We start from the raw sequence: 23,436 nt of genomic DNA, 5'->3' as shown, positions 1-23,436 counted from the left end.
GTCCCGGCGGGACGGCTACGCCCGGGTCCCGGCGACAATCGTGGCCGTCGACCGCAGCCGGATGGCGCCGTTGTGCTCATAGCGGCCCAGCATCTGGAACACCTCCGAGCGGATGAGCGCCTGCGAGACCTTGTCCGCCTTCGCCAGCCGCATCGAAACGGTGGTGGCAATGTCAGTCATGAACTCCCAGTAAGTCTCGGGCGATTCGTGCACCAAGTCGGTGCTGACCATCCGCTCTGTCACGTCGATCAGTCCTGCATCCTTGAACATCCGGGTCATGAAACCCTGGGCAGCGCAGCGGAACAGCCCGGGCGTTCCCGTCGGCGGCACCGGCAGTTCCGTGTGCCGGGCGATCGTGCCGAGGACAAGGCTGGCCCACGGGTTTTCCGCGGCGCGCCCCCAGACTGCGGCGCTGATCCGCGCCCCCGGTCTGGCCGCCCGGACCATCTCTCGCAGGACCGCAGACATGTCCGGAAAGAACATGAAGCCGAAACGGCAGAACACGGCGTCGAAGGCGCCGCCGTCGAGGGGCAACGAGGCCGCGTCGCAGACAATGAAGCGCACGTTCTCCAGTCCCGCGATGGCCGCTTTCTCCTGCGCCACCCGCAGCATGCCTTCCGAAATGTCCGTCAGCACCACCGTGCCGCCCGGCACCCGGGCGGCCGCCGTGAGCCCCGGTTCTCCTGAACCGGCAGCGACATCAAGCACCGCGGAGTCCGGCCGCAGTTCGGATTCCTCGAGCAGGGCGTCCCCGAACGGAGTGTGCCAGCCGAGCAGTTCAGCGTCCCATTTCCGCCAGCCGGCCGAGAACTTATCCCAGATGCTCCGTTGCTGGTCGCGGATCTGCTCGGCTGAGGCTGACATGGCGGTTCCTAAGCTTTGTCCGTACCTAGCCCTCCCCCCCTTAGTGTGCTCCCGTCGCCCGGCCGGATCAATGCGTTGTTCGCCGGCACCGTGGCAGGGAGCAGGGCAGTAGGCTTTATGCCATGTCTTCCCCAGAAACTCCTGCGCCCGGCCGGCGCGAAGTCACCGTCCGGCGGGCACCGAAGTACGTGCCGTTCCTGATCCTGGGCGGGCTGCTCGGCGTCGCCGTGGCCGCCATCCTCGCCTACGGTCTCCCGGGTAATGATAGCTACGACCCCGGCGCGGTTTTCGGTTTCTTCCTGGTCCTGTTCGCCGCCGGCGGCGCCGTCCTGGGCGCCGTGGCCGCCCTGCTCCTGGACCGCCTGAGCGTCCGCCGAGCGGAGCGCGCCGTCGTCGAGGCGGTCCCGGACAGCGTCCCGGACTCCGGACCCGAAAACGACGGCCAGTCCGACGACGGCGGCACCGGCAGCCAGAACCGCCCCTGAGCCCTGTGCAGGTCATAAAGCAGCGGCCGGAAAAGTCTTAGCGCACAACGTGAGATAATCGACCAGTGGCACGCGGCGATGGAAAACTTTCTCATGATCTTCTCCCCGGCGAAAAAGGCCCTCAGGACGCATGCGGCGTCTTTGGGGTCTGGGCTCCCGGCGAAGAGGTTGCAAAACTCACCTATTACGGGCTGTATGCACTGCAGCACCGCGGTCAGGAGTCGGCTGGTATAGCCACCAGCGACGGCAAGCGGATTAACGTCTACAAGGACATGGGCCTCGTTTCCCAGGTCTTCGACGAGACCACGCTGAACACCCTGACCGGGCACCTTGCCGTCGGCCACTGCCGTTATTCCACTACGGGCGCCAGCCACTGGGCCAATGCCCAGCCCACCCTGGGCGCGACGGCGACAGGCACCGTGGCCCTGGCCCACAACGGCAACCTCACCAACACGGCCGAACTCAAAGCCATGATCGTAGACCGCAACGGCGGCCAGCTCACCGGTGAGATGAAGCAGGGAAACACCTCAGACACGGCCCTGGTCACCGCGCTCCTGGAGGGTGAAGAGGGCAAGTCCCTCGAACAGACTGCCATGGAGCTGCTGCCCGAGATCAAGGGTGGCTTCTGCTTCGTCTTCATGGATGAAGGCACCCTCTACGCCGCCCGCGACGCCTACGGCATCCGCCCGCTCTGCCTGGGCCGGCTGGAGCGCGGCTGGGTTGTCGCCTCCGAACAGTCCGCCCTGGCCACCGTCGGCGCGAGCTTCATCCGCGAGATCGAACCGGGCGAATTCATCGCGATCGACGAGGACGGCGTCCGTTCCCAGCGTTTCGCGGAGGCGACGCCGGCCGGCTGCGTATTCGAATACGTCTACCTCGCCCGCCCGGACGCCGCCATCGCGGGCCGCTCGGTCTACGAGACCCGCGTGGAAATGGGCCGCCAGCTGGCCCGCGAAAACACCCAGGAAGCGGACATCGTCATCCCGGTGCCGGAATCCGGTACCCCGGCGGCCGTGGGCTACGCCGAGGAATCCGGCATCCCCTTCGCGCACGGCTTCGTCAAGAACTCCTATGTGGGCCGCACCTTCATCCAGCCCTCGCAGACCCTGCGCCAGCTCGGCATCCGTCTCAAGCTCAACGCGCTGGAATCCGTGATCCGCGGCAAGCGCGTGGTGGTGGTGGACGACTCGATCGTCCGCGGCAACACCCAGCGGGCCATCGTCCGGATGCTGCGCGAAGCCGGCGCCAAGTCCGTCCACATCAAGATTTCCTCGCCGCCGGTCAAGTGGCCGTGCTTCTACGGCATCGACTTCGCTTCCCGTGCGGAGCTCATCGCGAACGGCGCCACCGTCGAAGAGATCACCCAGGCGATCGGCGCCGATTCGCTGGCCTACATCTCCGAAGACGGCATGATCGGTGCCACCCAGCAGCCGCGCGAACGCCTGTGCACCGCCTGCTTCACCGGCAAGTACCCGATCGAGCTTCCCGGCGCGGACAAGCTGGGCAAGAACCTGCTGGAACGCACCGACCTCGGCGGTCTGACCGCGGCTGCCCCGGCAGCTGCCGACGCCGAGCCCGGCACCTCCCTGGACGAGGATCCGGCCGAGAAGCCCGGCGCCACCGGCTGCGATCCGGGACCGGACGCCGAATTCGAAGAACTGCTCACCGATGCCGATCGCGTCAACCCCGCCGATCGTTCCATTGCTGCCGACAAGAAAGAGCCCGTATGACTTCCGCCTCCCCGGCCGCTGACATGAACGCCGCCCAGAACGCCGCAGGCATCACCTACGCCTCTGCAGGCGTGGACGTCGAAGCGGGCGACCGCGCCGTCGAACTCATGAAGGACGCTGTTAAGGCGACCCACAACGCCTCGGTGCTTGGCGGCGTCGGCGGCTTCGCTGGCCTCTACGACGTCTCGAAGCTGCTCACCTACAAGCGCCCGCTGTTGGCCACGTCCACCGACGGCGTCGGCACCAAAGTGGCTATCGCGCAGGCCATGGACATCCACGACACCATCGGCTTCGACCTCGTGGGCATGGTGGTGGACGACATCGTGGTGGTGGGCGCCGAGCCGCTCTTTATGACCGACTACATCGCCTGCGGCAAGGTGGTCCCGGAACGGATCGCGGACATCGTCCGCGGCATCGCGGCCGCCTGCTCAGTTGCCGGCACCGCCCTGGTGGGCGGCGAAACGGCCGAACACCCCGGCCTCCTTGGTGAAAACGAGTACGACGTCGCCGGTGCCGCCACCGGTGTTGTCGAGGCCGACTCCCTGCTGGGCCCGGACCGCGTCCGCGCCGGCGATGTGGTGATCGGCATGGCCTCCTCCGGCCTGCACTCCAACGGCTACTCGCTGGTCCGCCGCGTGATCAACCACGCCGGCTGGGCCCTGGACCGCCAGGTCTCCGAACTCGGCCGCACCCTGGGCGAGGAACTCCTCGAGCCCACCCGTGTCTACGCGGCCGACTGCCTGGACCTGGCCCGCACCTTCCCGGTGAACTCATCCCCTGCCACAGGCGGCAAAGCTGTGCACGGCTTCAGTCACGTCACCGGCGGCGGCCTCGCGGCCAACCTGGCCCGCGTCCTGCCGCAGGGCCTGCTGGCCACCGTGGACCGCGCCACCTGGGAACTGCCTGCCATCTTCAAGCTGGTCGCCGAGCTGGGCAACGTCCCGCTGGCCGACCTTGAGCGCACCCTGAACCTGGGCGTCGGCATGGTCGCGATTGTTTCCCCGGAAGCCGCCGACGCCGCTGTGGAGCGCCTCAACGACCGCGGCCTGCCGGCCTGGGTCATGGGCACCGTGGAGGAAAATTCGGACTCGGTCCTCAAGACCGGCCCGGATTATGTGCAGGGCGCCAAGGGCGTCGACGGCGGCGCGGTCCGCTTGGTCAACGCCTACGCCTGACTCTTTTTAGAACGAGTGCCCCAGAACCGCCGTTTTGTCAACAGTTTTGTCAACGGCGGGTGTGGGGCACTCGTTCTGTTTCCGCTGCGGCTCAGACCTCCAGCAGGCTGAACACGCCGCCCTGCGGGTCCTTGAGCGTGGCGATGGTGCCGGCGTCCTCGTCGTCCGGTACTCCCTCATCCGGTTCCACCAGCACGACGCCGCCCGCGGCCACCGCGGCTGCCACGGCATCCGCCACACTGGAGACGCCGAAGTACACCTGCCAGCCGGGCCTGAGCGCGCCCTCGGCATCCGCCGGCACCGCCGCGATGCCGGCGACTTCCGCGCCGTCCACCATGAGCGTGGTGTAGGTCCCGCCGTCGTCCTGCGGATACTCGGTGACCTCGTGACCGAACAGCTGCTGGAAGAACCCGACGGCGGCCTGCGGCTCGGGCGTGAGCAGCTCGGCCCAGGCCAGGGCTCCGGGTTCCTCGCTGCGGGCGGTGCCGAAGTGTGTTCCGGCCTGCCATGCGCCGGTGGTGCCGCCGCCGGGCGGTGCAAAGAAGACCATCACGCCGGTTTCGCCCACGGCCTCGGGGCCGAATTCGAGGGTCCCGCCCGAGTGCGCCAGCTCCGCGGAGAGGTCCTGGGCGTCGTCGGCGGCGAAGTACACGTTCCATTGGCCGGGAGCCCCGGCGGCTTCCTGCTGGGGGTTCTGCGGGGCGATGACGGTCACCAGCCCGTCGCCCACGAACGCCTGCGCGTAGCTGCGGCCGTCCGGTGTGGGCAGGTCCTCATAGCGCCAGCCGAAGACCTCCGAGTAGAAGGACTTGGCAGCCTCCACGTCCCTGGTCTGGAGGTCGGTCCAGCAGACCTCGCCTGCAGCAAACCCTGTGCGCTTGGTCATGGTGTTCCTTCCGGTATATTCGCAGAGTGAAGCCGCTCCGCCATTTCGACGATTCCCTGACGGATTCGATGCTTCCATACGTATAGCAGGCAGGGAACCGTCCATACGGCGACGGCGCGGCGGCCCTGGCCAGCACGCGGCCAGAAAAAAGGCCCGCCGGCCGCACCTCTGAAGGGCGCGGCCGACGGGCCTGAAAATCAATGGCTGGAAATCCGGTACGGATAGGATTGCCGGAAAGAGGTGTCGACTAACCTATGCGGCGGGAATCAACCTCGTCGTCGTCTTCTTCCAAATCGTCCGCGTACTTATCCACATAGGCAGAATAGTCCGGCTCGACCGGGTCATCCGCGAAGTGGCTCGTGGCACGACTTCCCGGGCCCGTGAGCTCGCGCTGAAGGGCCGAATAGTCAGTGTTCGGGGAGTAGTACTTGATATCCCGAGCCTGCTTGGTAGCTTTTGCCTTTTGACGGCCGCGCCCCATGGCGTGACCCCCTTTTGTACTTGGACCGGAGGTGGTCACCTTGGCGATCGGTGAGGCCCCGGAATGTTTGGTCAATTTGTCGTACACCTAGATTACATGCTTTCGGCAGCAACTGCTCGCCAGTGCGGCTGCAGTGGACAGAGTGGCCCCACAGGCAGCCCCGGTCGTCGGGCCGGGCTGCATGCAGCCCGGCCTGAATCTTAGATAGAGTTTCGTAGTGGACCCCCAGAAACGGACCACTACGCCGGGCCTCGCGCCGAGGCAAAGATGCACGAAAGTGGTGAATTCCCAGTGACCGAAGAGAACACAAGGCACGGCGACGCCGGCACGCCTGACGTTCCCCGTGCCGGCGTGCCCGGCGAGCGGTCCGCCCCTGCCATTCCGCCGCGCCCCTCCACACCGCCGACGTCCGCGACGCCGCATGTCCCACCGGCTGTCCCGCCGGAGGACCTGCCTTCCGCGGCGCCCTCCACCCCTCCGCGGCCAATGCGTCCTTCGGTACCGCCGGTGTCCGGCGAGAGCAGCCGCAAGGCTGGCCCGCGCTGGTCGGACGCCGGCGCCGTGCTAGCCCGGAGGGTTGCCCTTTTGGACGGCTGGGTCAGGCGGCAGGGCATGCAGCGGATCGTAGCTGCCGGGGCCGTCGTGCTGGGGCTCCTGGTCTGGTTGCTCTCCGCGACGCTTATCGGCTCGAAGCCCTCCGCAGCGGAAAGCTCCCCCGCTGCGGCTGCAGCCTCTTCCTCGCCTGCTCCTGCCAGCCGCGGGACACTGCCGCTGGAAGGCGTCAGCCCGTTGGATTTCCAGCTCGGCGACTGCTTCAAGAATTTTGACCCGGATGCGCCGCAGTCCACCGTGGTGGCCTGCGACACCGGCCACTCGGCCCAGCTCATCGCCGTCCACCACTACCAGGGCTCCGACGCCTATCCGGGCCTGAAGGCGCTGAAGGACAAAGGCCGCGAGACGTGCCGTAATGCGCGGCTGGCGGCTGCTGCCACCAACTACGAATTGTTGCAGCGTAACGCCTACCCGAGTTCCAGCAGCTGGGAAAAGGGCGACCGCCGGGTGGACTGTTACGTCGTCGCCAACACCGGAAACGTCATCATGGAGTCCCTGCGTCTCTGACCGGGGCTCCATGAGAGCCCCCGGCCGGACCCGAAGGCCCGGCAGGGGGACTTTGCGCCACAGCAGTCTTGCCGCCTACTCCTTCCGTCGGACCGAGAGCCCGCTGCCGGCGGGAGGCCCGCCGTCGGGCCCGACGAGGGCCTCAAGCCCCTCAACGGTGAGTTCCTCGACGTCGGCAGCGGTGTCCACCAGCACGGTGTCGCCGTCGGCGATCTCCCCCGCCAGGATGGCCTTGGCCAGGCGATCGCCGATTTCCTTCTGCACGAGCCGGCGCAGCGGCCGGGCCCCATAGACGGGGTCGAAGCCGGACATGGCCAGCCAGGCCCGCGCGCCGTCCGTCACTTCGAGGCTCAACCGACGGCCGTGGAGGCGGCGGGACAGCTCGGCCACCTGCAGTTCCACAATCCGGGCCAGTTCATCCACGGTCAGGGCATCGAACAGCACAATCTCGTCGAGCCTGTTCAGGAACTCGGGCTTGAAGGAGGCATTGACGGTGGCCATGACGGCTGCTCGCTTCGCCGCCGCGTCCATGGTCTGGTCGATCAGGAAATGGCTGCCCAGATTGGACGTGAGCACCAGGATCACGTTGCGGAAGTCCACGGTGCGGCCCTGCCCGTCCGTCAGCCGGCCGTCGTCGAGCACCTGCAGGAGGATATCGAAGACCTCCGGGTGGGCCTTCTCCACCTCGTCCAGCAGCAGCACGGAGTAAGGCCGGCGCCGGACGGCCTCGGTCAGCTGGCCTCCCTCCTCGTAGCCCACATACCCGGGAGGGGCGCCGACGAGCCGGGCCACGGTGTGCTTCTCCCCGTATTCGGACATGTCCAGCCGCACCATGGCGCGTTCGTCGTCGAACAGGAAGTCGGCAAGGGCCTTGGCAAGCTCGGTCTTGCCCACGCCCGTGGGGCCCAGGAAGAGGAAGGATCCGGTGGGCCGGTTGGGGTCGCTGATGCCGGCACGCGCACGGCGGACGGCATCGGATACGGCGGCCACGGCCTTCGACTGGCCGATCAGCCGCTTCCCCAGGATCTCCTCCATGTGCAGAAGCTTCTGGCTTTCGCCCTGCAGCATCCGGCCGGCCGGGATCCCGGTCCAGGCCGAAATGACCTCGGCGATGTCCTCTGCTGTGACCTCGTCGGCCACCATGAGTTCATGCTTGGGGGCGCCGCCGGCCACCCGGGCCGACTCCGCTTCCGCGGCGGCATTGAGCTCACGCTCCAGCGCGGGCAGTTCGCCGTACAGGATCCGGGAGGCCGCCTCGAGGTCGCCTTCGCGCTGGTATTTGTCCGCGGCAGAGCGGAGTTCGTCCAGCCTGGCCTTCAGCTCGCCCACCCGGTTCAGGCCGGCCTTCTCGGCTTCCCAGCGGGCGTTGAGGGCGGCCAGTTGTTCCTTCTTGTCCGCCATGTCCGCCCGGAGTGCCGCGAGCCGTTCCACTGAGGCGGCGTCGGTTTCGCCCTGCAGGGCCAGCTCCTCCATGGTCAGCCGGTCCACGGCGCGGCGCAGCTGGTCGATCTCCTCCGGCGCCGAGTCGATCTCCATGCGCAGCCGGGACGCGGCCTCGTCCACCAGGTCAATGGCCTTGTCCGGCAGCTGGCGCCCGGAGATGTAGCGGTTGGACAGTGTCGCGGCTGCCACGAGCGCCGAGTCCGCAATGGCCACCTTGTGGTGCGCCTCGTACCGTTCCTTGAGCCCGCGCAGGATGCCGATGGTGTCCTCGACGCTGGGCTCACCGACGTAGACCTGCTGGAATCGTCGCTCCAGGGCCGGATCCTTCTCGATGTGCTCGCGGTATTCGTCCAGGGTCGTTGCGCCGATCAGCCGCAGCTCACCGCGGGCCAGCATGGGCTTGAGCATGTTGCCGGCGTCCATGGAGCTCTCCCCCGTCGCGCCCGCGCCCACCACCGTGTGGAGCTCGTCGATGAAGGTGACGATCCGGCCCTCCGAATTCTTGATTTCCTCCAGGACAGCCTTGAGCCGCTCCTCGAACTCACCGCGGTATTTGGCGCCCGCGACCATGGAGGCGAGGTCCAGGGCGACGAGGGTCTTGCCGCGCAGGCTTTCGGGCACGTCGCCGGCCACGATCCGCTGGGCGAGTCCCTCGACGACGGCCGTCTTGCCCACGCCGGGCTCACCGATGATCACGGGGTTGTTCTTGGTGCGGCGGCTCAGCACCTGCATGACGCGCCTGATCTCCGTATCGCGCCCGATCACGGGGTCCAGTTTCCCCGCACGGGCCATGGCGGTCAGGTCCGATCCGAACTTCTCCAGCGCCTTGAAGGTGTTCTCCGGGTCCGGGTTGTCCGCCTTGCGGTTACCGCGGACGCCTGGCAGGGCGGCGAGCAGCGCCTCATGGGAGGCACCGGCGTCGCGCAGGAGCTTGCCGACGCCGTCGCTCCCGGCAGAAAGCCCCAGCAGCAGGTGCTCGGTGGACACGAAAGTGTCCCCGAGCCGCTCCGCCTCGTTCTGGGAGTTCTTGATGGCCTGCATGGCGCTCCGGGAGAGCTGGGCCTGCTGCACGGAACTGCCCGACGTGGCGGGGAGCGCCTTGATGGCGGTGCTCGCCTGGACGCTGACGGCATCAGGGTCCGTGCCCGTGGCGCGGAGAAGCGCGACGGCGACACCCTCCCGTTGGTCCATGAGCGCCTTGAGCAGGTGCGCTGGTTCGAGCTGCGGGTTCCCTGCCGTCGAGGCGTTCATGGCTGCTGCCGAAAGAGCCTCCTGGCTCTTGGTGGTGAATTTGGCGTCCAAAGGGAGCTCCTGCCGGAATGGTGCTGTTATCAGAGTTGAGTCTAACCCGCTCAACTCCGTCCTGACACGTTTGGGTCCATGTTTGCCCACGGCGAATCCACTGTCCAGTGCCGGACGGCCCCGGGCTTGCGGGACGGGCCGGCTGGCCGGGCCGGTTGGTCGGGCTGGTTGGCCGAGCTGGCGGGTCGGGCTGGCGGGTCGGGCTGGCGCGGACCGCGGGACATGCCCCCCGCTAGGCCTGGCCACTGGGCATAGTCCCGCCATGCCCATCGTCCGGGGCCTGGAGTGGACATGCCCCCCGGAATGAGCTCGGAAAAACGGACATGTCCCCTGCTACCCCCAATCGGTGGACACACCCCCGCGCACCACTGGACATGTCCCCCGCCACGCCCCGCCAGCGGATAAAATTACTTAACGTTGCTTAACGCTCGGGCGCTTACCTAATGTAACTGAGGTCACAGGGACAACGAGAGCGAAGGAGGACGGAGATGCGCAAGGACGCCACCAGCGTTGCCGCTGATCGCCCCGCTACGCCGGTATCCGCCGCTTCCGTTGCCCGGGCCGCAGGGGTTTCCTCAGCGGCGGTGTCCTACGTACTCAACGGCAAGGGCGGCGTTTCGCCGGAAACCCGACGCCACATCATCCATGTGGCGAACGAGCTGGGCTTCAGGCCCCGTAAGTCCTCGCAATCAACCGACCTGCAGCGGACCCGCGTGATCGGCCTGATCCTGCCGAATATCATCAACCCGATGTTTCCGCGCTGGGCCCAGGGCATCATTTCCGCCGCCGCCGAATCCGGCTACGAAGTGTTTGTCGCCACCACGCAGGACGATCCCGAAGTCCTCGCCCAGGTCACCGCGACGCTCGCTCACCGCAATGTGGACGGGATCATCCTGGCCGCGTCACTCCGGGATGACGCCACGGCCCTGCGTACCCTGCGGGCGGCCCGGATCCCGTATGTTTGCCTCTCGCGCCGCGCCGACTTCCTCGACTCGGACTTTGTCGGAATCGACGACGACGCCGCGGCAACGACACTGATGCAGCACATGCTGAGCCACGGTTTCACGGAGATCGCCACCGTGATCGGCCCTCGATTCTCCACCGCATCCCTGGCCCGCGAACAGGCCTTCGTTCGCACTGCCGCCGCGGCCGGCATCACCATCAGCGGTGACCGAAAAATCAGTACCCGGGTCAACAACGAGGGCGGCCGGCTGGCGGCCGAACGGCTATTCTCCAGCGGCAGGCCCCCGCAGGCCGTGGTGTGTGGCAGCGACGAACTGGCCATAGGCGTGATGGAATACGCACTGTCCAAGGGCTTGCGGATCCCGGAGGACGTGGCCGTCGCAGGCTGCGATGGACTGCCGCACAGCCGCTCCGGGCTGATCAACCTCACCAGCATTGTCCAGCCGCAGCAGGAAATGGCCCACGAGGCCTTCACTATGCTGCTCAAACGCATCGAAGCCCCGTCCAGCACCTACAACACCAAGGTGTGCCGGCACCGCCTGCATATCGGGCGGACCTGCGGCTGCACGCCGCCCGCCGGCTAGCCACACTCCATCACCTGCTCCCGGGCAGCCGCCCGGCCCCAATGAGGCTGCCCGGCCACCGGGCTGCCCACTGTTCCTGGCCACCAACCCTGACCCCAAATTCAAGGACGAAGACCCATGTCAGTTGTATCCGCACCAACGAAGATGCGCACACCGCAGGAAATTAACGGCGTGATTCTCCGCCGAGTCATGCCGCTCCTGATCGGCGCTTACATCATGGCTTTCCTGGACCGCACCAACATCGGCATGGCCAAGGACCGGTTGGAGATAGATCTCGGCCTCTCCGCCACCGCCTTCGGCATCGGTGCCGGGCTGTTCTTCCTGACCTACGCCCTGTCAGAGATCCCGTCCAACCTGATCATGCACAAGGTCGGCGCGCGCTTCTGGATCATGCGGATCATGATCACGTGGGGCATCATCTCCGCCTGCATGGCGTTCGTGCAGGGCGAATGGTCCTTCTACATCATGCGGATGCTGCTCGGCGTGGCCGAGGCCGGGCTCTTTCCCGGCGTCATGTACTTCCTGACGCAATGGTTTGTGGTCAAGGACCGCGCCAAGGCCAACGGCATGTTCCTGCTGGGCGTCTCCATCGCCAACATTGTCGGCGCACCGCTAGGCGGCCTGCTGCTGACCCTCGACGGCTTCGCGGGCCTGCACGGCTGGCAGTGGATGTTCATCATCGAAGGCCTGCCGGCCTGCGTCCTCGCCTACGTCGTCTGGAAGAAGCTTCCGGACCGGCCCACCAAGGCCACGTTCCTCACCGCCGAAGAAGCCACCGACCTCGAGGCCCGCATCGCTGCCGAAGAGAAGGCCGGCGCGGAAGCTTCCGGCAACCACCGCCTCCGCGATGTCCTGAAGGATAAGCAGATCCTCCTCGTGGTGGGCATCTACTTCACCCACCAGATCGCCGTCTACGCGCTGTCCTACTTCCTGCCCTCCATCATCGGCACCTACGGCAAGCTCAATCCACTGCAGATCGGCCTGCTCACGGCCATCCCGTGGATCTTCTCCGCTGCGGGTGCCCTCCTGGTCCCGCGTTTCGCCACCGACGGCCGGCGCTCCCGGATGCTCGTTACGGGAACGATGATCGGCATTATCGCCGGCTTCACCCTCGGCGCCGTCGGCGGCCCCTTGCTCGGCATGATCGGTTTCTGCCTCGCCGCCTTCAACTTCTTCGCTTTGCAGCCGATCCTCTTCACCTACCCAGCCACCCGGCTCACCGGTGCCGCCCTCGCCGGCGGCATCGCCTTCGTCAACACCATCGGCCTCTGCGGCGGCTTCCTCGGCCCGTACGTCATGGGCCTGATGCAGGACGCCACGGGCTCCAAACTCTCCGGGCTCTGGTTCATCGTCGGCATGTGCACCCTCGGCGCGCTCCTGTCGCTGTTGCTCAAGCGGGGCACGGAGAAGCCCCAGGGCATCCCGTCCGCGCACTGACGCAGCCGGTCCGCCGCTTTCCCTCAGCTACCCCAACCCAAGGATTAGTCATGGATTTCACCTCAAAAAGGGTCCTCGTCACCGCCGGTGCCAACGGCATCGGCCTGGCGATCGCCAACAAGTTCCAGGAACTCGGCGCCACCGTCTTCGTGACAGACATTGACCCCGACGCCGTCGAGAAGGCCCGCGTCAACGGCCTCGCCGCGGCCGTCAACGACGTCTCCGACGAGGAGCAGGTCCGCTGGCTCATGGCCACCGTCAAGGAAGAACTGGGCGGCCTGGACATCCTCGTGAACAACGCCGGCATCGCCGGGCCCACCGGCCCGCTGGAGACGCTGGACACGGCGTCCTGGAAAGCGACCTTCGACGTCAACATCCACGGCCAGTTCTTCTGTATCAAACACGCCCTGCCGATGCTGCGGCAGGGCCGGGACGCGTCGATCGTCAACCTCTCCTCGGCCGCCGGGCGGCTGGGAATGGCCGGGCGCAGCGCCTATTCGGCATCGAAGTGGGCCGTCGTCGGGCTGACCAAGACGCTCGCGATCGAACTCGGTCCGGACCGGATCCGCGTCAACGCCATCTGCCCCGGTGCCGTCAACGGGCCCCGGATCGACGCGGTCATCGCGGCCAAGGCCCGGATGCTGGACCTGCCGGAGGACCAGGTCTCCGGGCTCTATCTCAACCAGTCCTCGCTGGGACGGCTGATCGAGGCCGAGGACATCGCCAACATGGCGGCCTTCGCCGCCAGCGATCTGGCCCGCAACGTCAACGGCCAGGCGCTGGCCGTCGACGGCAACACCGAAAAACTCTACTGATCCAGCCCACCTAAGACCTGGCCTACCCAAGGAGACCTTCCCATGGCTGCTGCACGCAAAGTCATCATCACCAGCGCCGTTACCGGCGCCATCCACACCCCGTCCATGTCCCGGTACCTGCCGGTCTCCCCAAATGAGATCGCCGACGCCGCCATCGGCGCCGCCGAGGCAGGTGCCGCGATCGTGCACATGCACGCCCGCGATCCCAGGGACGGCCGGCCATCCCAGGACCCTGAGCACTTCGCCCCGATCCTGGACAAGCTCAAGCGCAACACCCACGCCGTCATCAACATCACCACCGGCGGCTCGCCCCACATGACGGTGGAGGAGCGTATGCAGCCGGCGGCGCTGTTCAAGCCGGAGCTCGCCTCGCTCAACATGGGGTCGATGAACTTCGGGCTCTACCCGATGCTTGAGCGCTTCAGCGAGTTCGGACACGACTGGGAGCGGGAGGGGCTCGAGAAGAGCCGCGACCTGGTTTTCAAGAACACCTTCCAGGACATCGAGACCATCCTCGGCATCGGCAATGCTAACGGTACGCGCTTCGAGTTCGAGTGCTACGACATCTCGCACCTGAACAACCTGGCCCACTTCCACGCCCGCGGCCTGGCCAAGGGGCCGCTGTTTGTGCAGTCAGTCTTCGGCCTGCTCGGCGGGATCGGCGCACACCCGGAGGACCTGATGCACATGCGCCGCACAGCCGACCGGCTGCTGGGCGGGGACTACGAATGGTCCATCCTGGGGGCCGGGAAGAACCAGATACCGCTGGCCACGATCGGCGCGGCCATGGGCTCCCACGTCCGGGTGGGCCTGGAGGATTCCCTCTGGATCGGCCCTGGCCAGCTGGCCACCTCCAACGCCGAGCAGGTCACGCGGATCCGTACCATCCTGGAAGCCCTCAACTTCGAGATCGCCACCCCGGATGAGGCGCGTCAGATGCTGCAGCTCAAGGGTCGGGACAAGGTAGGTTTCTGAACGCATGACCATCCTCGTAGCCCCGGACAGCTTCAAGGGGACCTTTACCGCGGCCGAAGTCTCGGCGCACATTGCCGCCGGGATCCGCTCGGCCGGCGGCACCGCCGTCGAACTGCCCGTGGCCGACGGCGGCGAGGGAACCTTCGAGGTGCTGGTCCGGGGCCTGGGACGCCCGGCCGCTGAGGATCAGCACTGTGGGGCCGTGGGGCGACGCCGTCGAGGCTGCGATCGGCCTGACCGACGACGGCACCGCCGTCGTCGAGCTGGCCTTTGCCAGCGGGCTTAACCTGCCTTCCGCCGGGCACCGGGATCCGATGACCGCCAGCACCTACGGCACCGGAGTTCTGATGGCGGAGGCCGCCCGGCTCGGAGCCCGCCGGCTGCTGGTCGCCGCCGGCGGGTCCGCCACGACCGACGGCGGCGCCGGCGCCATCGCCGCGATCGAGGAGCGCGGCGGCCTCAGCGGTGCGGAAGTTGTGATCCTCAGCGACGTCACCACCCGCTTTGCCGACGCCGCCCGAGTGTTCGGTCCGCAAAAGGGAGCCGGCGAGGCCGCGGTGGACGCGCTCACCCGCCGGCTCGAGCTGCTTGCCGGGCGCTTTGCCGTCCAATACGGCCGTGACCCCCGCCCGGTGGACCGGACCGGCGCGGCCGGCGGGTTCTCCGGCGGGATGTGGGCCCGCTACGGAGCCAGGCTGGTGTCCGGCGCGGACTATGTGCTGGACCTGCTGGATTTCGATGCGCAGCTCACCGCCTGCACGGCCGTGGTGGTCGGCGAGGGCCGGCTGGATTCCCAGACGGGTCAAGGGAAGATCATCGCCGCCGTCCTCGCCCGCTGTGGCACCAAGCCGGTGTACGCCGTCGTCGGCTCGGTGGACGCAGACCTGGGCGGCTACGCCGACAGCTTTGCCGGCATCATCGTCGCCGGTGACGCGGCTGCCATGGCGGCCGCGGGCGCGCAACTCGTGCGGACCACTGGACATGCCCCCCGATAACCCCTGTCAGCGGACATACCTCCCTCGCACCACTGGACATGTCCCCCGCCAGCCCCGGCCACCGGACATGATCCCCATATGCCCATTGCCTGGGGCAAGGACTGGACATGCCCCCCGGAATGGGCTCGGAAGACTGGACGGTGTCCGGTGCTGCCCCCTGGCCGCGCCCACACGCCGAACGCACCACTGGACATGTCCCCCGAGGCCCAAGGGCGGACACCGGACATGCCCCCCACTAGCTCTGGCCACTGGACATAACCCCAACATGCCCAATTCCTGCGCCAAGGACTGGACATGTCCCCACCTGGGCCCAGACGAGACCAGACCAGTGGACATGTCCCGCGCGTGGGACGTTCGCCTTCAAGAAAGCGATCCGGTGGTCGGCTCCCCCAAGGAGCCGATCACCGGATCGGGGATCTTCCGCCCGCAAAGCTTGTCACATGTTTGACAGATTTGTCACGCAACACTCGCGCGGTCGTAGGGAAGCGTGGGTAATCTGGGAACCATGGACCAACCGACGGCGCCGCGCGATACTCCAGCACGAAGTGTTTTCCTCGACAAGGAACACCCCGCGGCCTGGCGTGCGCTCAACGGGCTGGGCCTGAAAGCCAAAGAAGCCGCCGAGGAGGCAGGCCTGGACCGGACGCTGATTGAACTGTTGAACGTCCGCATCTCCCAGATCAACGGCTGCGCGTACTGCCTGGACCTGCACGTCGGCGATGCGGTGAAGAACGGCGAAACGGCCCAGCGCCTGGCCGTGCTTCCCGCCTGGCGTGACACCGCGCTGTTCACGGAGAAGGAACGCGCAGCGCTGACGCTCGCCGAAGCCGTTACGAATATCTCCGATGCCCACGCCCGGGAACGCGAAGGTTCCGCCGCCAGGAAGCACCTCACGGCCCAGGAATTCTCCGCCGTGAGCTGGCTCGTCATCACCATGAACGCGTTCAACCGGGTCTCCATCGTCAGCCAGCACCCGGTCCGCAGCACCCGCGAGTAACCCGCGAGTAGCCCGCTACGCCGGGTAGATGGCCACCGCGGCGGCCTTGACCACAAAGTAGACGTCCAGGCCGGGCGCCAGACCCAGGTCTGCCGAGGCCGCAGGCGTCACATCGGCGGACAGTTCCCCGGCCCGGACCCTGATCTGATCCCCGTGCGGCTCCAGATCCGTGATGGTCACAGGGTAGGAGTTCCGCGGGCTGCCGTGCGCCTCGTTCAGGAAAACGGACACGGCCGACGGCGGGAAGGCTGCCACTCCCGCCTGCCCTGCGGCGAGCGGGGCGTCGTGCTGGCCGGCGAACTCCAGGCCCTCCGTGGAACGAATCCCCGTTGAGGTCACGGTTCCGGATACCAGGTTGAGTCCCGCGAGTCCCGCGGCGAAGCTGCTGCGCGGCCGCCGGAGGACATCACGGGTGGGGCCTTCCTCGGTGATCCGGCCGCCCTCCATCACAACCACGCGGTCCGCCAGCATGTACGCGTCCAGCACGTCGTGGGTGACGATGATGGCCCGCCGGCCGACGAGGACCCGTTTGAGCAGCCGGCGCAGCAGCGGTGCGGCGTGGATGTCCAGGGCGGCCATCGGCTCATCCAGCAGCAGCACCTCAGGGTTGGCCGCGAGCGCACGGGCCACCGCCACGCGCTGGGCCTGCCCTCCGGAGAGCTCCGCGGGGCGTCGTGCCGCGAGGTCAGCAGCGTCGACCTCGGCGAGCCAGTGCCGGGCGGCCTCCCGCGCTTCGGCCTTGGGAACGCCCGCGCTCCGCGGCCCGAAAGCCACGTTCTCGAGCGCGCTCAGGTGCGGGAAAAGCAGGGCCTCCTGTGCCAACAGGGCCGTCCCGCGGCGGTGCGGAGCGGTCCAACGTCCTGGGCCGTTCGGCTGCAGGTCGAACAGGACCTTGCCGTCCACCTCGGCCCGGCCGGTGTCCGGGCGGAGCAGACCCGCAATCACCGAGAGCAGGGTGGATTTACCGGCCCCGTTCGGTCCGAGCACGGCCACTGTCTCCTCCGGTCCCAGGCTCACAGAGACCTCGAACCGCCGGGCGGCGACGGCGGCATCGACAGTGAATGTCATGAGCCCACCCGCTCCCCTGCGCCGGCGCTGCGGACCGCTGCATTCCTGGAACCTGGGCTGCCGGACCCGGCAGGTGCCGGGCGCCGGTAGGACAGCCCGACCACGATCACCGCCACCGCGACGAGCAGCAGGGAGAGCGCGACGGCGGCGTCGGCGTCGGTCTCCCGCTGCAGGTAGATCTCCAGCGGCAGGGTCCGGGTGACCCCCTGGAGGCTGCCGGCGAAGGTGAGGGTGGCGCCGAATTCGCCGAGGCTCCGCGCGAACGAGAGCACCGCGCCCGAGGCGAGCCCGGGAAGGACCAGCGGTACCGTGACGCGGCGCAGCACCGTGGTGGGGCGCGCGCCGAGCGTTGCGGCGACAGCCTCGTACCGGCTGCCGGCGGAGCGCAGGGCGCCCTCCAGGCTGACCACGAGGAACGGCAGGGCGACGAAGGTCTGGGCCAGCACGACCGCCGTGGTGGAGAACGCGATCTGGATTCCGGCCGCCTCGAGGCTCTTGCCCAGCAGGCCCTGCCGGCCGAAGGTGTAGAGCAAGGCGATGCCGCCCACCACCGGGGGCAGGACGAGCGGCAGCAGGACGAAGGAGCGCAGCAGCGATTGTCCGCGGAAGTGGCCGCGGGCCAGAACCAGCGCCAGCGGCACCCCGAGCAGCACGCACAGCACGGTGCTCGCGGCCGCGGTGCGGAGGCTGAGCCCCAGGGCGGTGAGGGACGCCTCCGAGGTGACCAGCGGGATGAACTGGGGCCAGTTGACCTTGGCCACCATGGCCGCGAGGGGCAGGAGCACGAACAGCGCCCCGACGGCGGCCACGGCCATGACCCAGCGCGGAATCCCGCTGTAGGCGCTGACGGTCCGGTGGTCCATTCGCAGGCTACGGGGTGCCGAAGCCGGCATCGCCGAGGACCTTCTTGCCCTCGGGACCGGTGACCGTCGCGATGAAGGCGGCCGCGAGCTCCTTGTTCCTGCTGGTCCGTACCGCGGCGATCGGGTAGGTGTTCACGGCCGTGGCCGCCTCGGGGAAGGGGACTTCCCTCACCTTGTCCCCCGCGGCCTTGACGTCCGTGACGTAGACCAGCCCGGCGTCGGCCTCTCCCGAGGTGACCTTGCCCAGGACATCGGTGACGGACGATTCCTCGCTGATCGGCTTCAGGGTGATTCCGGTTTCCTTTTCGGCCGTCTTTGTGGCCGCGCCGCAGGGCACCTGGCTCGCGCAGATGACGACCTTGACCCCCGGTCTGGCCAGGTCCGCAAAGGAGCTGACCGACGCCGGGTTGGCCGGGGGCACGGCAATGGCCAGCATATTGGTGGCGAAATCCTCGGGCGCCCCTTCCACGAGAGATGCGTCGGAGAGCTTGGCCATGTTCTTGGCATCGGCGGAGGCAAACACATCCGCCGGCGCCCCCTGGGTGAGCTGGGCGGCCAGGTCGGATGAACCTGCGAAGCTGAACGTTATTTTGGTTCCCGGATTCTTGGCCTCAAACGCGGCGGCGATCGCTGTAAAGGGTGCTTTGAGTGAGGCCGCCGCGAAGACGGTGAGGGTCTTGCCGGCGCCGCCGTCTCCGGCGGGTGCCGCGCAGCCCGCGAGCACCGCTGCCAGGGACACCGCCAGCAGCAGGGCGGCAGCTTTCATGGCGCGCCTCAAATGACTCCCTTGCCTTTCGGCGTCTCGATGATCACCGTGGTGGCCTTGACGACGGCGGTCGCGACCGATCCGAGCTCCAGTCCCAGCTCCCGCACAGCCTCGCTGCTCATCAGGGACACAACCCGGAAGGGCCCACACTGCAGCTCCACCTGGGCCATCACGGTGTCCGCGGTGATGGCCGTGACCAGCCCGACGAAGCGGTTCCGGGCGGAGCTGCCCACCCGGGCCGGATCATCCGGCAGCTGTGCCTGCTCCCGCGCAAGCTGTGCGAGCTCCAGCCCGTCCACGGCGAGCCGCCCGGCGTCGTCCTTCAGAGGCGTCAGGCTTCCGTTCTCGGTCCAGCGCCGGATGGTGTCATCGCTGACGCCCAGGAACCGGGCCGCCTCGGAAACGCGAATATTAGGCATGATCCAACTCTAACCCGCAAATGCGGATTCAGGGCATCTAATTATCCGCAGATTCGAGCCGCGGCATCGCGACTTCGGGGCTGTCGTCTTCTTGGCCGGTGACGCGCTCCACCGTGCCCGTGAGACGGTTGCTGGGTAACCACTTGACCATCCGACACGGGAGAAACAACAGCATGGGCAGTCCGGAACAGACAACCCCCTGGACCGACAGCCTCGGCCGCGCCAGCATCAGGACCGCACAGGTCCTGATGCTGCTGGTCCTGGCTACGGTGGCAGCGTATGCACTGATCCAGGTGCGGCTCGTCGTGATTCCGGCGGTGCTGGCGCTGATCCTTGCCGCCGCGATCGCACCCTTTGTGCACTGGCTGCGCCGCAAGGGGTGGCCAGGCACTGTCGCAACCACATTCTCCTTCCTCATCCTCCTGCTGGCTTTCGGCGGCCTCATCACCGGCATCGTTTTCGCCGTCATGGGCCAGGCGGGCGAACTTGCCAGCAAGGCCACCGAGGGCTTCGACAAGGTCCACGCGTTCGTGCGCAACGGGCCCATCCCGGTTGACGACCAGCAGATCCAGCAGGCGAGGGACGCCTTCGTCGACTTCGCCACGAGCAGCACCGTGGGCGCCGGCGCCATCACCGGGCTGAGCGCCGCCGGAAACTTCGTCACCGGCGCCCTGCTCATGGCCGTCATCCTGTTCTTCTTCCTCAAGGACGGCGAGCGCATCTGGGCCTTTGTGCTGCGCGCGTTCAAGGGCGAGCGTCTCGTCAAGGCACGTCGGGTGGGGCAGAAGAGCCTCACCGTGCTCGGCGGCTACGTGCGGGGCACCGCCATCGTGGCGTTGGTGGACTCATTCTTCATCGGCCTGGCCCTGCTCGTCATGGGTGTACCCCTGGCCCTCCCGCTGGCCGCGATCGTCTTCATCGGCGCCTTCATCCCGCTGATCGGCGCCACACTGGCGGGCGTCCTCGCAGCCCTCGTGGCATTGGTCGCAAACGGTCCGGTCGCTGCACTCATCGTCGTCATTGTGGTGATCGCCGTCAATCAGCTCGAGGGGAACTTCCTGCAGCCCGTCGTCATGGGCCAGGCGCTCAACGTGCACGCCCTCGTCATCCTGCTGGCCCTCACGGCCGGAACCATCCTGGCCGGGATCATAGGGGCCATCCTGTCCGTGCCCCTGGTGGCGGTCGGCTGGGCAGCGATCAAGGCCTGGAATTCCGGCGGTGCCGAGCACTTCACGCCCGAGGCCATCGAGCAGGCAGAGCACGAGACGCGGCTCAATGAAAAAGGCCAGGGCCTGCGCAGCCGGCCGCACCGTCAGCGGCCGGCAGCCGCCGCCGGCTCCGGCTCCGGTACCGGGCAGGACTAAGCCGCCCGCACTAGACTTCCCCCATGGCCGTCTACCTGGATCCCCCGCTCTGGCCTGCCCATGGAACCCACTTCTCGCACCTGATCTCGGACACCTCCCTCGAGGAACTGCACGCCTTCGCGGCGGCGGCCGGCATCCCGGAACGGGCCTTCGACGGCGACCACTACGACGTCGCCGAGGCCCGGTACGGCGCCCTCGTGGCGGCCGGGGCCGTCCCGGTGGAGGGGCGGATCCTGGTCCGCAAGCTGATCGCCAGCGGCCTGCGGATCCCGGCCCGCCGGAGGAGCGGCTCCCTGAAACTCCCGCTGCTCAACCGCTGGAACGAGGTCCTCCCGGACCACGATGCGCTCTTCCTTGACCTCCTGGACCGCTGGGGTGAGGAGCACCGCCGGTACCACGGCCGCACCCACCTCCTGGCCGTCCTGGAGGCCTTGGATCTGCTGACGGAGCCCGCCGCCCCACCCCGCACCGTGCTACTGGCCGCCTGGTTCCACGACGCCGTCTACCGCGGCATCGCCGGCCAGGACGAGGAGGAGTCCGCCCGGCTGGCCGAGGACCGGCTCCGGCAGGCGGGGCTGCCTGACGGCGAGGCGGAGGAGGTGGCCCGCCTGGTGAGGATGACGGCGGACCACTGCCCGGACCCCGGGGACGACGCCGCCGCCCTGCTCAGCGACGCGGACCTCTCCGTTCTCGGCGGGGAACCGGCAGCCTACGCCCGCTATCTGGCCGCCGTCCGGCAGGATTTTGCGCACATCGGCGACGACGACTTCGCCGCCGGGCGCGCCGCCGTCGTCCGCCAGCTTCTGCAACTCGATCCGCTCTTCCACACGAACCGGGCCCGCGAGCTCTGGCTGAAGGCGGCGCACCGGAACCTGCAGGGCGAACTCGTGTGAGCGGTCCGTAGCCGGCGCCGGCAGCTGCCGGCAGCGCTGGTGCGGCACTTGGCTCGGCAGGTCAAGCTGTCAACTTAGCAGCCGTCCCGTTCACGGATTTGAGGTCGATAGGGGTCCGGTCTACCTGGCCATCGCCAAGCTGGGTATCTTGGCGTATGTTGGCGTTACGGGGGCTCTATTCGCAGATACCTGTCGGGCGGGGCTCAAGAATTTACTGTCAGCATGGGGGATTTAGGAAGTGGGGATTAGATGTCTCACGCAATTCCCTCGGGGGCCAGTCCACGTCTCTACAACGAGGACCTCGCGCCGGCCGAACATCGTACGTGGGGTTTTTACTCCCTGTTCGCGATGTGGATGTCCGACATCCACTCACTTGGCGGTTACACCTTCGCCGCTGGCCTCTTCGCGCTGGGCCTGGGCGCCTGGCAGGTATTCCTCGCACTGGTAGTGGGGATCATCCTCGTCTTTTTCCTGATGAACCTCTCCGGCTACGCCGGCCAGAAGACAGGCGTTCCCTACCCGGTGCTCGCGCGGGTCTCGTTTGGAACGTTCGGCGCCAACCTGCCGGCACTGCTTCGTGCCCTCGTGGCAATCGCCTGGTACGGCATCCAGACCTGGCTCGCCTCCCGCGCCGTCATCATCATCGCCCTGAAGATCTGGCCCGAGCTCAAGGGTCTGACGGAGAACAACTTCCTCGGCGAATCCACCCTTGGCTGGCTGGCCTTCCTGCTGATGTGGTCGCTCCAGCTCCTGCTGCTTCGAAACGGCATGGAGACGATCAGGAGGTTCCAGGACTGGGCCGGCCCGGCCGTCTGGGTGGTGATGGCCCTGCTGGTCGTCTACATCCTGATCAACGCGGGCTGGAACATTTCCTTCGACTTGCCCGGCGGACAGGCGGAATGGGGCGTCACCCATGCCTTCTTTGCCGCCATAGCGCTGACGGTGACGTACTTCTCCACCCTGATGCTCAACTTCTGCGACTTCTCCCGCTTCGCGCCATCCCGCAAAGCGGTGCGCACGGCGAACGTGTGGGGGCTGCCGGTGAACTTCATTGCCTTCTCCGTGGTCTCCGTCGTCGTCACCGCCGGAACATTCAAGGTCTACGGGGAGCACATCTACGACCCGGTCGAGATCGTAGGGCGGATAGACAGCATCTGGGCGCTTCTGCTCGGGGCGGTCACTTTCGCTGTCGCAACGCTGGGCATCAATGTCGTGGCGAACTTCGTCTCGCCAGCCTACGACCTCGCGAACGTCTGGCCCTCGAAGATCGACTTCAAACGCGGTGGCCTGATCGCCGCAACGATCGCGCTCGTCATCACGCCCTGGAACCTGTTCAACAGTCCCGTCGTGATCAACCTTTTCCTCGGAGGGCTCGGGGCACTGCTCGGGCCGCTCTTCGGGATCATCATGACCGACTACTACGTGCTCCGCAAGCAGCGCGTGCTGGTTCGAGACCTGTTCAGGGAACAGGGGTACTACACGTATACGCGCGGCTGGAATCCCAAGGCCGTCATCTCGTTCCTCGTCTCGGCCGTCCCGGCAGTAATCTTCGCGCTCGGTCCACTATTTGCCGCCCTCTCTGCCTTCTCGTGGTTCATCGGAGCAATCCTGGCGGCCGCGGTGCATTACTTCATCTCGCGCAATGACACGACCCTGGCCGAATCGATCGCGGCCGCGGCCGCGGAAGAAGCTGAGCCGGGTGCGGCATGGACGCAGGTTCCGGCGTAAGGCGCACGCCTTCACCGAGAGGAACATTACCCACGGGTCAGCCTCGTGGCGACGGAAATAGTTCACTTTCCACGCGGAGACTGA

Annotated in this window: 22 protein-coding genes; 14 read left to right on the top strand and 8 right to left on the bottom strand. The window is 67.4% G+C overall.

The features are described 5' to 3' along the window. Window positions 1-15 precede the first annotated feature (15 nt). Window positions 16-864, bottom strand: coding sequence for a methyltransferase domain-containing protein (locus ACVWZ8_RS10215; protein WP_456504565.1), 849 nt, complete (start codon window positions 862-864; stop codon window positions 16-18). A 122-nt stretch (window positions 865-986) separates the two neighbouring features. Between ACVWZ8_RS10215 and ACVWZ8_RS10210 the strand changes: the two genes are divergently transcribed. From ACVWZ8_RS10210 to purM, 3 genes are all read left to right on the top strand, one after another. Continuing rightward, window positions 987-1,349, top strand: coding sequence for a hypothetical protein (locus ACVWZ8_RS10210; RefSeq protein WP_456504564.1), 363 nt, complete (start codon window positions 987-989; stop codon window positions 1,347-1,349). Between the two features lie 65 nt (window positions 1,350-1,414). After that, on the top strand, window positions 1,415-3,079 hold the full coding sequence (purF, locus tag ACVWZ8_RS10205; RefSeq protein ID WP_426979457.1) for an amidophosphoribosyltransferase: 1,665 nt from the start codon (window positions 1,415-1,417) through the stop codon (window positions 3,077-3,079). Beyond that, window positions 3,076-4,254: a phosphoribosylformylglycinamidine cyclo-ligase gene (purM, locus tag ACVWZ8_RS10200; protein WP_426979458.1), complete on the top strand. Its 1,179-nt coding sequence runs from the start codon at window positions 3,076-3,078 to the stop codon at window positions 4,252-4,254. Before purF ends, purM begins: the two co-directional genes overlap by 4 nt. A gap of 91 nt (window positions 4,255-4,345) precedes the next feature. On the opposite strand, the gene ACVWZ8_RS10195 is transcribed toward purM, so the two are convergent. Further along, window positions 4,346-5,140 carry a VOC family protein gene (locus tag ACVWZ8_RS10195; RefSeq protein WP_456504563.1) on the bottom strand — a complete coding sequence of 265 codons (795 nt, stop codon included), beginning with the start codon at window positions 5,138-5,140 and terminating at the stop codon, window positions 4,346-4,348. 247 nt (window positions 5,141-5,387) lie between these two features. Next, window positions 5,388-5,621, bottom strand: coding sequence for a DUF3073 domain-containing protein (locus ACVWZ8_RS10190; protein WP_426979751.1), 234 nt, complete (start codon window positions 5,619-5,621; stop codon window positions 5,388-5,390). A 612-nt stretch (window positions 5,622-6,233) separates the two neighbouring features. Between ACVWZ8_RS10190 and ACVWZ8_RS10185 the strand changes: the two genes are divergently transcribed. Next, window positions 6,234-6,740 carry a septum formation family protein gene (locus tag ACVWZ8_RS10185; RefSeq protein WP_456504562.1) on the top strand — a complete coding sequence of 169 codons (507 nt, stop codon included), beginning with the start codon at window positions 6,234-6,236 and terminating at the stop codon, window positions 6,738-6,740. Between the two features lie 75 nt (window positions 6,741-6,815). Here the strand turns inward: ACVWZ8_RS10185 and clpB are convergent, their stop codons facing one another. Next, entirely contained in the window at window positions 6,816-9,485 is a 2,670-nt protein-coding gene (gene clpB / locus ACVWZ8_RS10180) for an ATP-dependent chaperone ClpB (RefSeq protein WP_456504561.1), read from the bottom strand. A gap of 488 nt (window positions 9,486-9,973) precedes the next feature. On the opposite strand from clpB, the gene ACVWZ8_RS10175 reads away from it, so the two are divergent. The 7 genes from ACVWZ8_RS10175 (at window position 9,974) to ACVWZ8_RS10145 (ending at window position 16,251) form a co-directional block, all read left to right on the top strand. Next, window positions 9,974-11,032, top strand: a complete 1,059-nt coding sequence (locus ACVWZ8_RS10175) for a LacI family DNA-binding transcriptional regulator (RefSeq protein ID WP_426979462.1) — start codon at window positions 9,974-9,976, stop codon at window positions 11,030-11,032. Window positions 11,033-11,149: 117 nt separating this feature from the next. Then, a complete protein-coding gene (locus tag ACVWZ8_RS10170; protein WP_426979463.1) occupies window positions 11,150-12,469 on the top strand; it encodes an MFS transporter in 1,320 nt (439 codons plus the stop codon). Between the two features lie 50 nt (window positions 12,470-12,519). Then, the gene (locus tag ACVWZ8_RS10165; protein WP_426979464.1) at window positions 12,520-13,284 is read left to right on the top strand and encodes an SDR family oxidoreductase; all 765 of its coding nucleotides are present in this window, start codon (window positions 12,520-12,522) and stop codon (window positions 13,282-13,284) included. A 42-nt stretch (window positions 13,285-13,326) separates the two neighbouring features. Continuing rightward, window positions 13,327-14,259: a 3-keto-5-aminohexanoate cleavage protein gene (locus tag ACVWZ8_RS10160; RefSeq protein WP_456504560.1), complete on the top strand. Its 933-nt coding sequence runs from the start codon at window positions 13,327-13,329 to the stop codon at window positions 14,257-14,259. A gap of 4 nt (window positions 14,260-14,263) precedes the next feature. Continuing rightward, the gene (locus ACVWZ8_RS10155; RefSeq protein WP_456504559.1) at window positions 14,264-14,545 is read left to right on the top strand and encodes a glycerate kinase; all 282 of its coding nucleotides are present in this window, start codon (window positions 14,264-14,266) and stop codon (window positions 14,543-14,545) included. Continuing rightward, the gene (locus ACVWZ8_RS10150) at window positions 14,454-15,254 is read left to right on the top strand and encodes a glycerate kinase (RefSeq protein ID WP_456504558.1); all 801 of its coding nucleotides are present in this window, start codon (window positions 14,454-14,456) and stop codon (window positions 15,252-15,254) included. Before ACVWZ8_RS10155 ends, ACVWZ8_RS10150 begins: the two co-directional genes overlap by 92 nt. A 505-nt stretch (window positions 15,255-15,759) precedes the next feature. Continuing rightward, on the top strand, window positions 15,760-16,251 hold the full coding sequence (locus ACVWZ8_RS10145; protein WP_426979467.1) for a carboxymuconolactone decarboxylase family protein: 492 nt from the start codon (window positions 15,760-15,762) through the stop codon (window positions 16,249-16,251). Window positions 16,252-16,266: 15 nt separating this feature from the next. On the opposite strand, the gene ACVWZ8_RS10140 is transcribed toward ACVWZ8_RS10145, so the two are convergent. From ACVWZ8_RS10140 to ACVWZ8_RS10125, 4 genes are read right to left on the bottom strand one after another with little or no spacing between them, the layout of a single operon-like run. Further along, a complete protein-coding gene (locus ACVWZ8_RS10140) occupies window positions 16,267-17,319 on the bottom strand; it encodes a sulfate/molybdate ABC transporter ATP-binding protein (RefSeq protein WP_426979468.1) in 1,053 nt (350 codons plus the stop codon). Continuing rightward, window positions 17,316-18,182, bottom strand: coding sequence for an ABC transporter permease (locus ACVWZ8_RS10135; RefSeq protein WP_426979469.1), 867 nt, complete (start codon window positions 18,180-18,182; stop codon window positions 17,316-17,318). Before ACVWZ8_RS10135 ends, ACVWZ8_RS10140 begins: the two co-directional genes overlap by 4 nt. 7 nt (window positions 18,183-18,189) lie before the next feature. After that, window positions 18,190-18,948, bottom strand: a complete 759-nt coding sequence (gene modA / locus ACVWZ8_RS10130) for a molybdate ABC transporter substrate-binding protein (RefSeq protein ID WP_456504557.1) — start codon at window positions 18,946-18,948, stop codon at window positions 18,190-18,192. An 8-nt stretch (window positions 18,949-18,956) separates the two neighbouring features. After that, window positions 18,957-19,367 carry a TOBE domain-containing protein gene (locus ACVWZ8_RS10125; protein WP_426979471.1) on the bottom strand — a complete coding sequence of 137 codons (411 nt, stop codon included), beginning with the start codon at window positions 19,365-19,367 and terminating at the stop codon, window positions 18,957-18,959. Window positions 19,368-19,540: 173 nt separating this feature from the next. Here ACVWZ8_RS10125 and ACVWZ8_RS10120 point away from each other — a divergent pair, with 173 nt between their 5' ends. From ACVWZ8_RS10120 to ACVWZ8_RS10110, 3 genes are all read left to right on the top strand, one after another. Next, window positions 19,541-20,731 (top strand): AI-2E family transporter, encoded by a 1,191-nt coding sequence (locus tag ACVWZ8_RS10120; RefSeq protein ID WP_456504556.1) that lies wholly within the window; start codon window positions 19,541-19,543, stop codon window positions 20,729-20,731. Between the two features lie 23 nt (window positions 20,732-20,754). After that, on the top strand, window positions 20,755-21,624 hold the full coding sequence (locus tag ACVWZ8_RS10115) for a DUF4031 domain-containing protein (RefSeq protein ID WP_456504555.1): 870 nt from the start codon (window positions 20,755-20,757) through the stop codon (window positions 21,622-21,624). A 249-nt stretch (window positions 21,625-21,873) separates the two neighbouring features. After that, window positions 21,874-23,352, top strand: a complete 1,479-nt coding sequence (locus tag ACVWZ8_RS10110) for an NCS1 family nucleobase:cation symporter-1 (RefSeq protein ID WP_456504554.1) — start codon at window positions 21,874-21,876, stop codon at window positions 23,350-23,352. Window positions 23,353-23,436 lie beyond the last annotated feature (84 nt).

The organism is Arthrobacter sp. UYCu723 (assembly GCF_054059215.1).
Note: the sequence above shows the minus strand (reverse complement) of the source record. Positions and strands in the feature narration are given on the sequence as shown.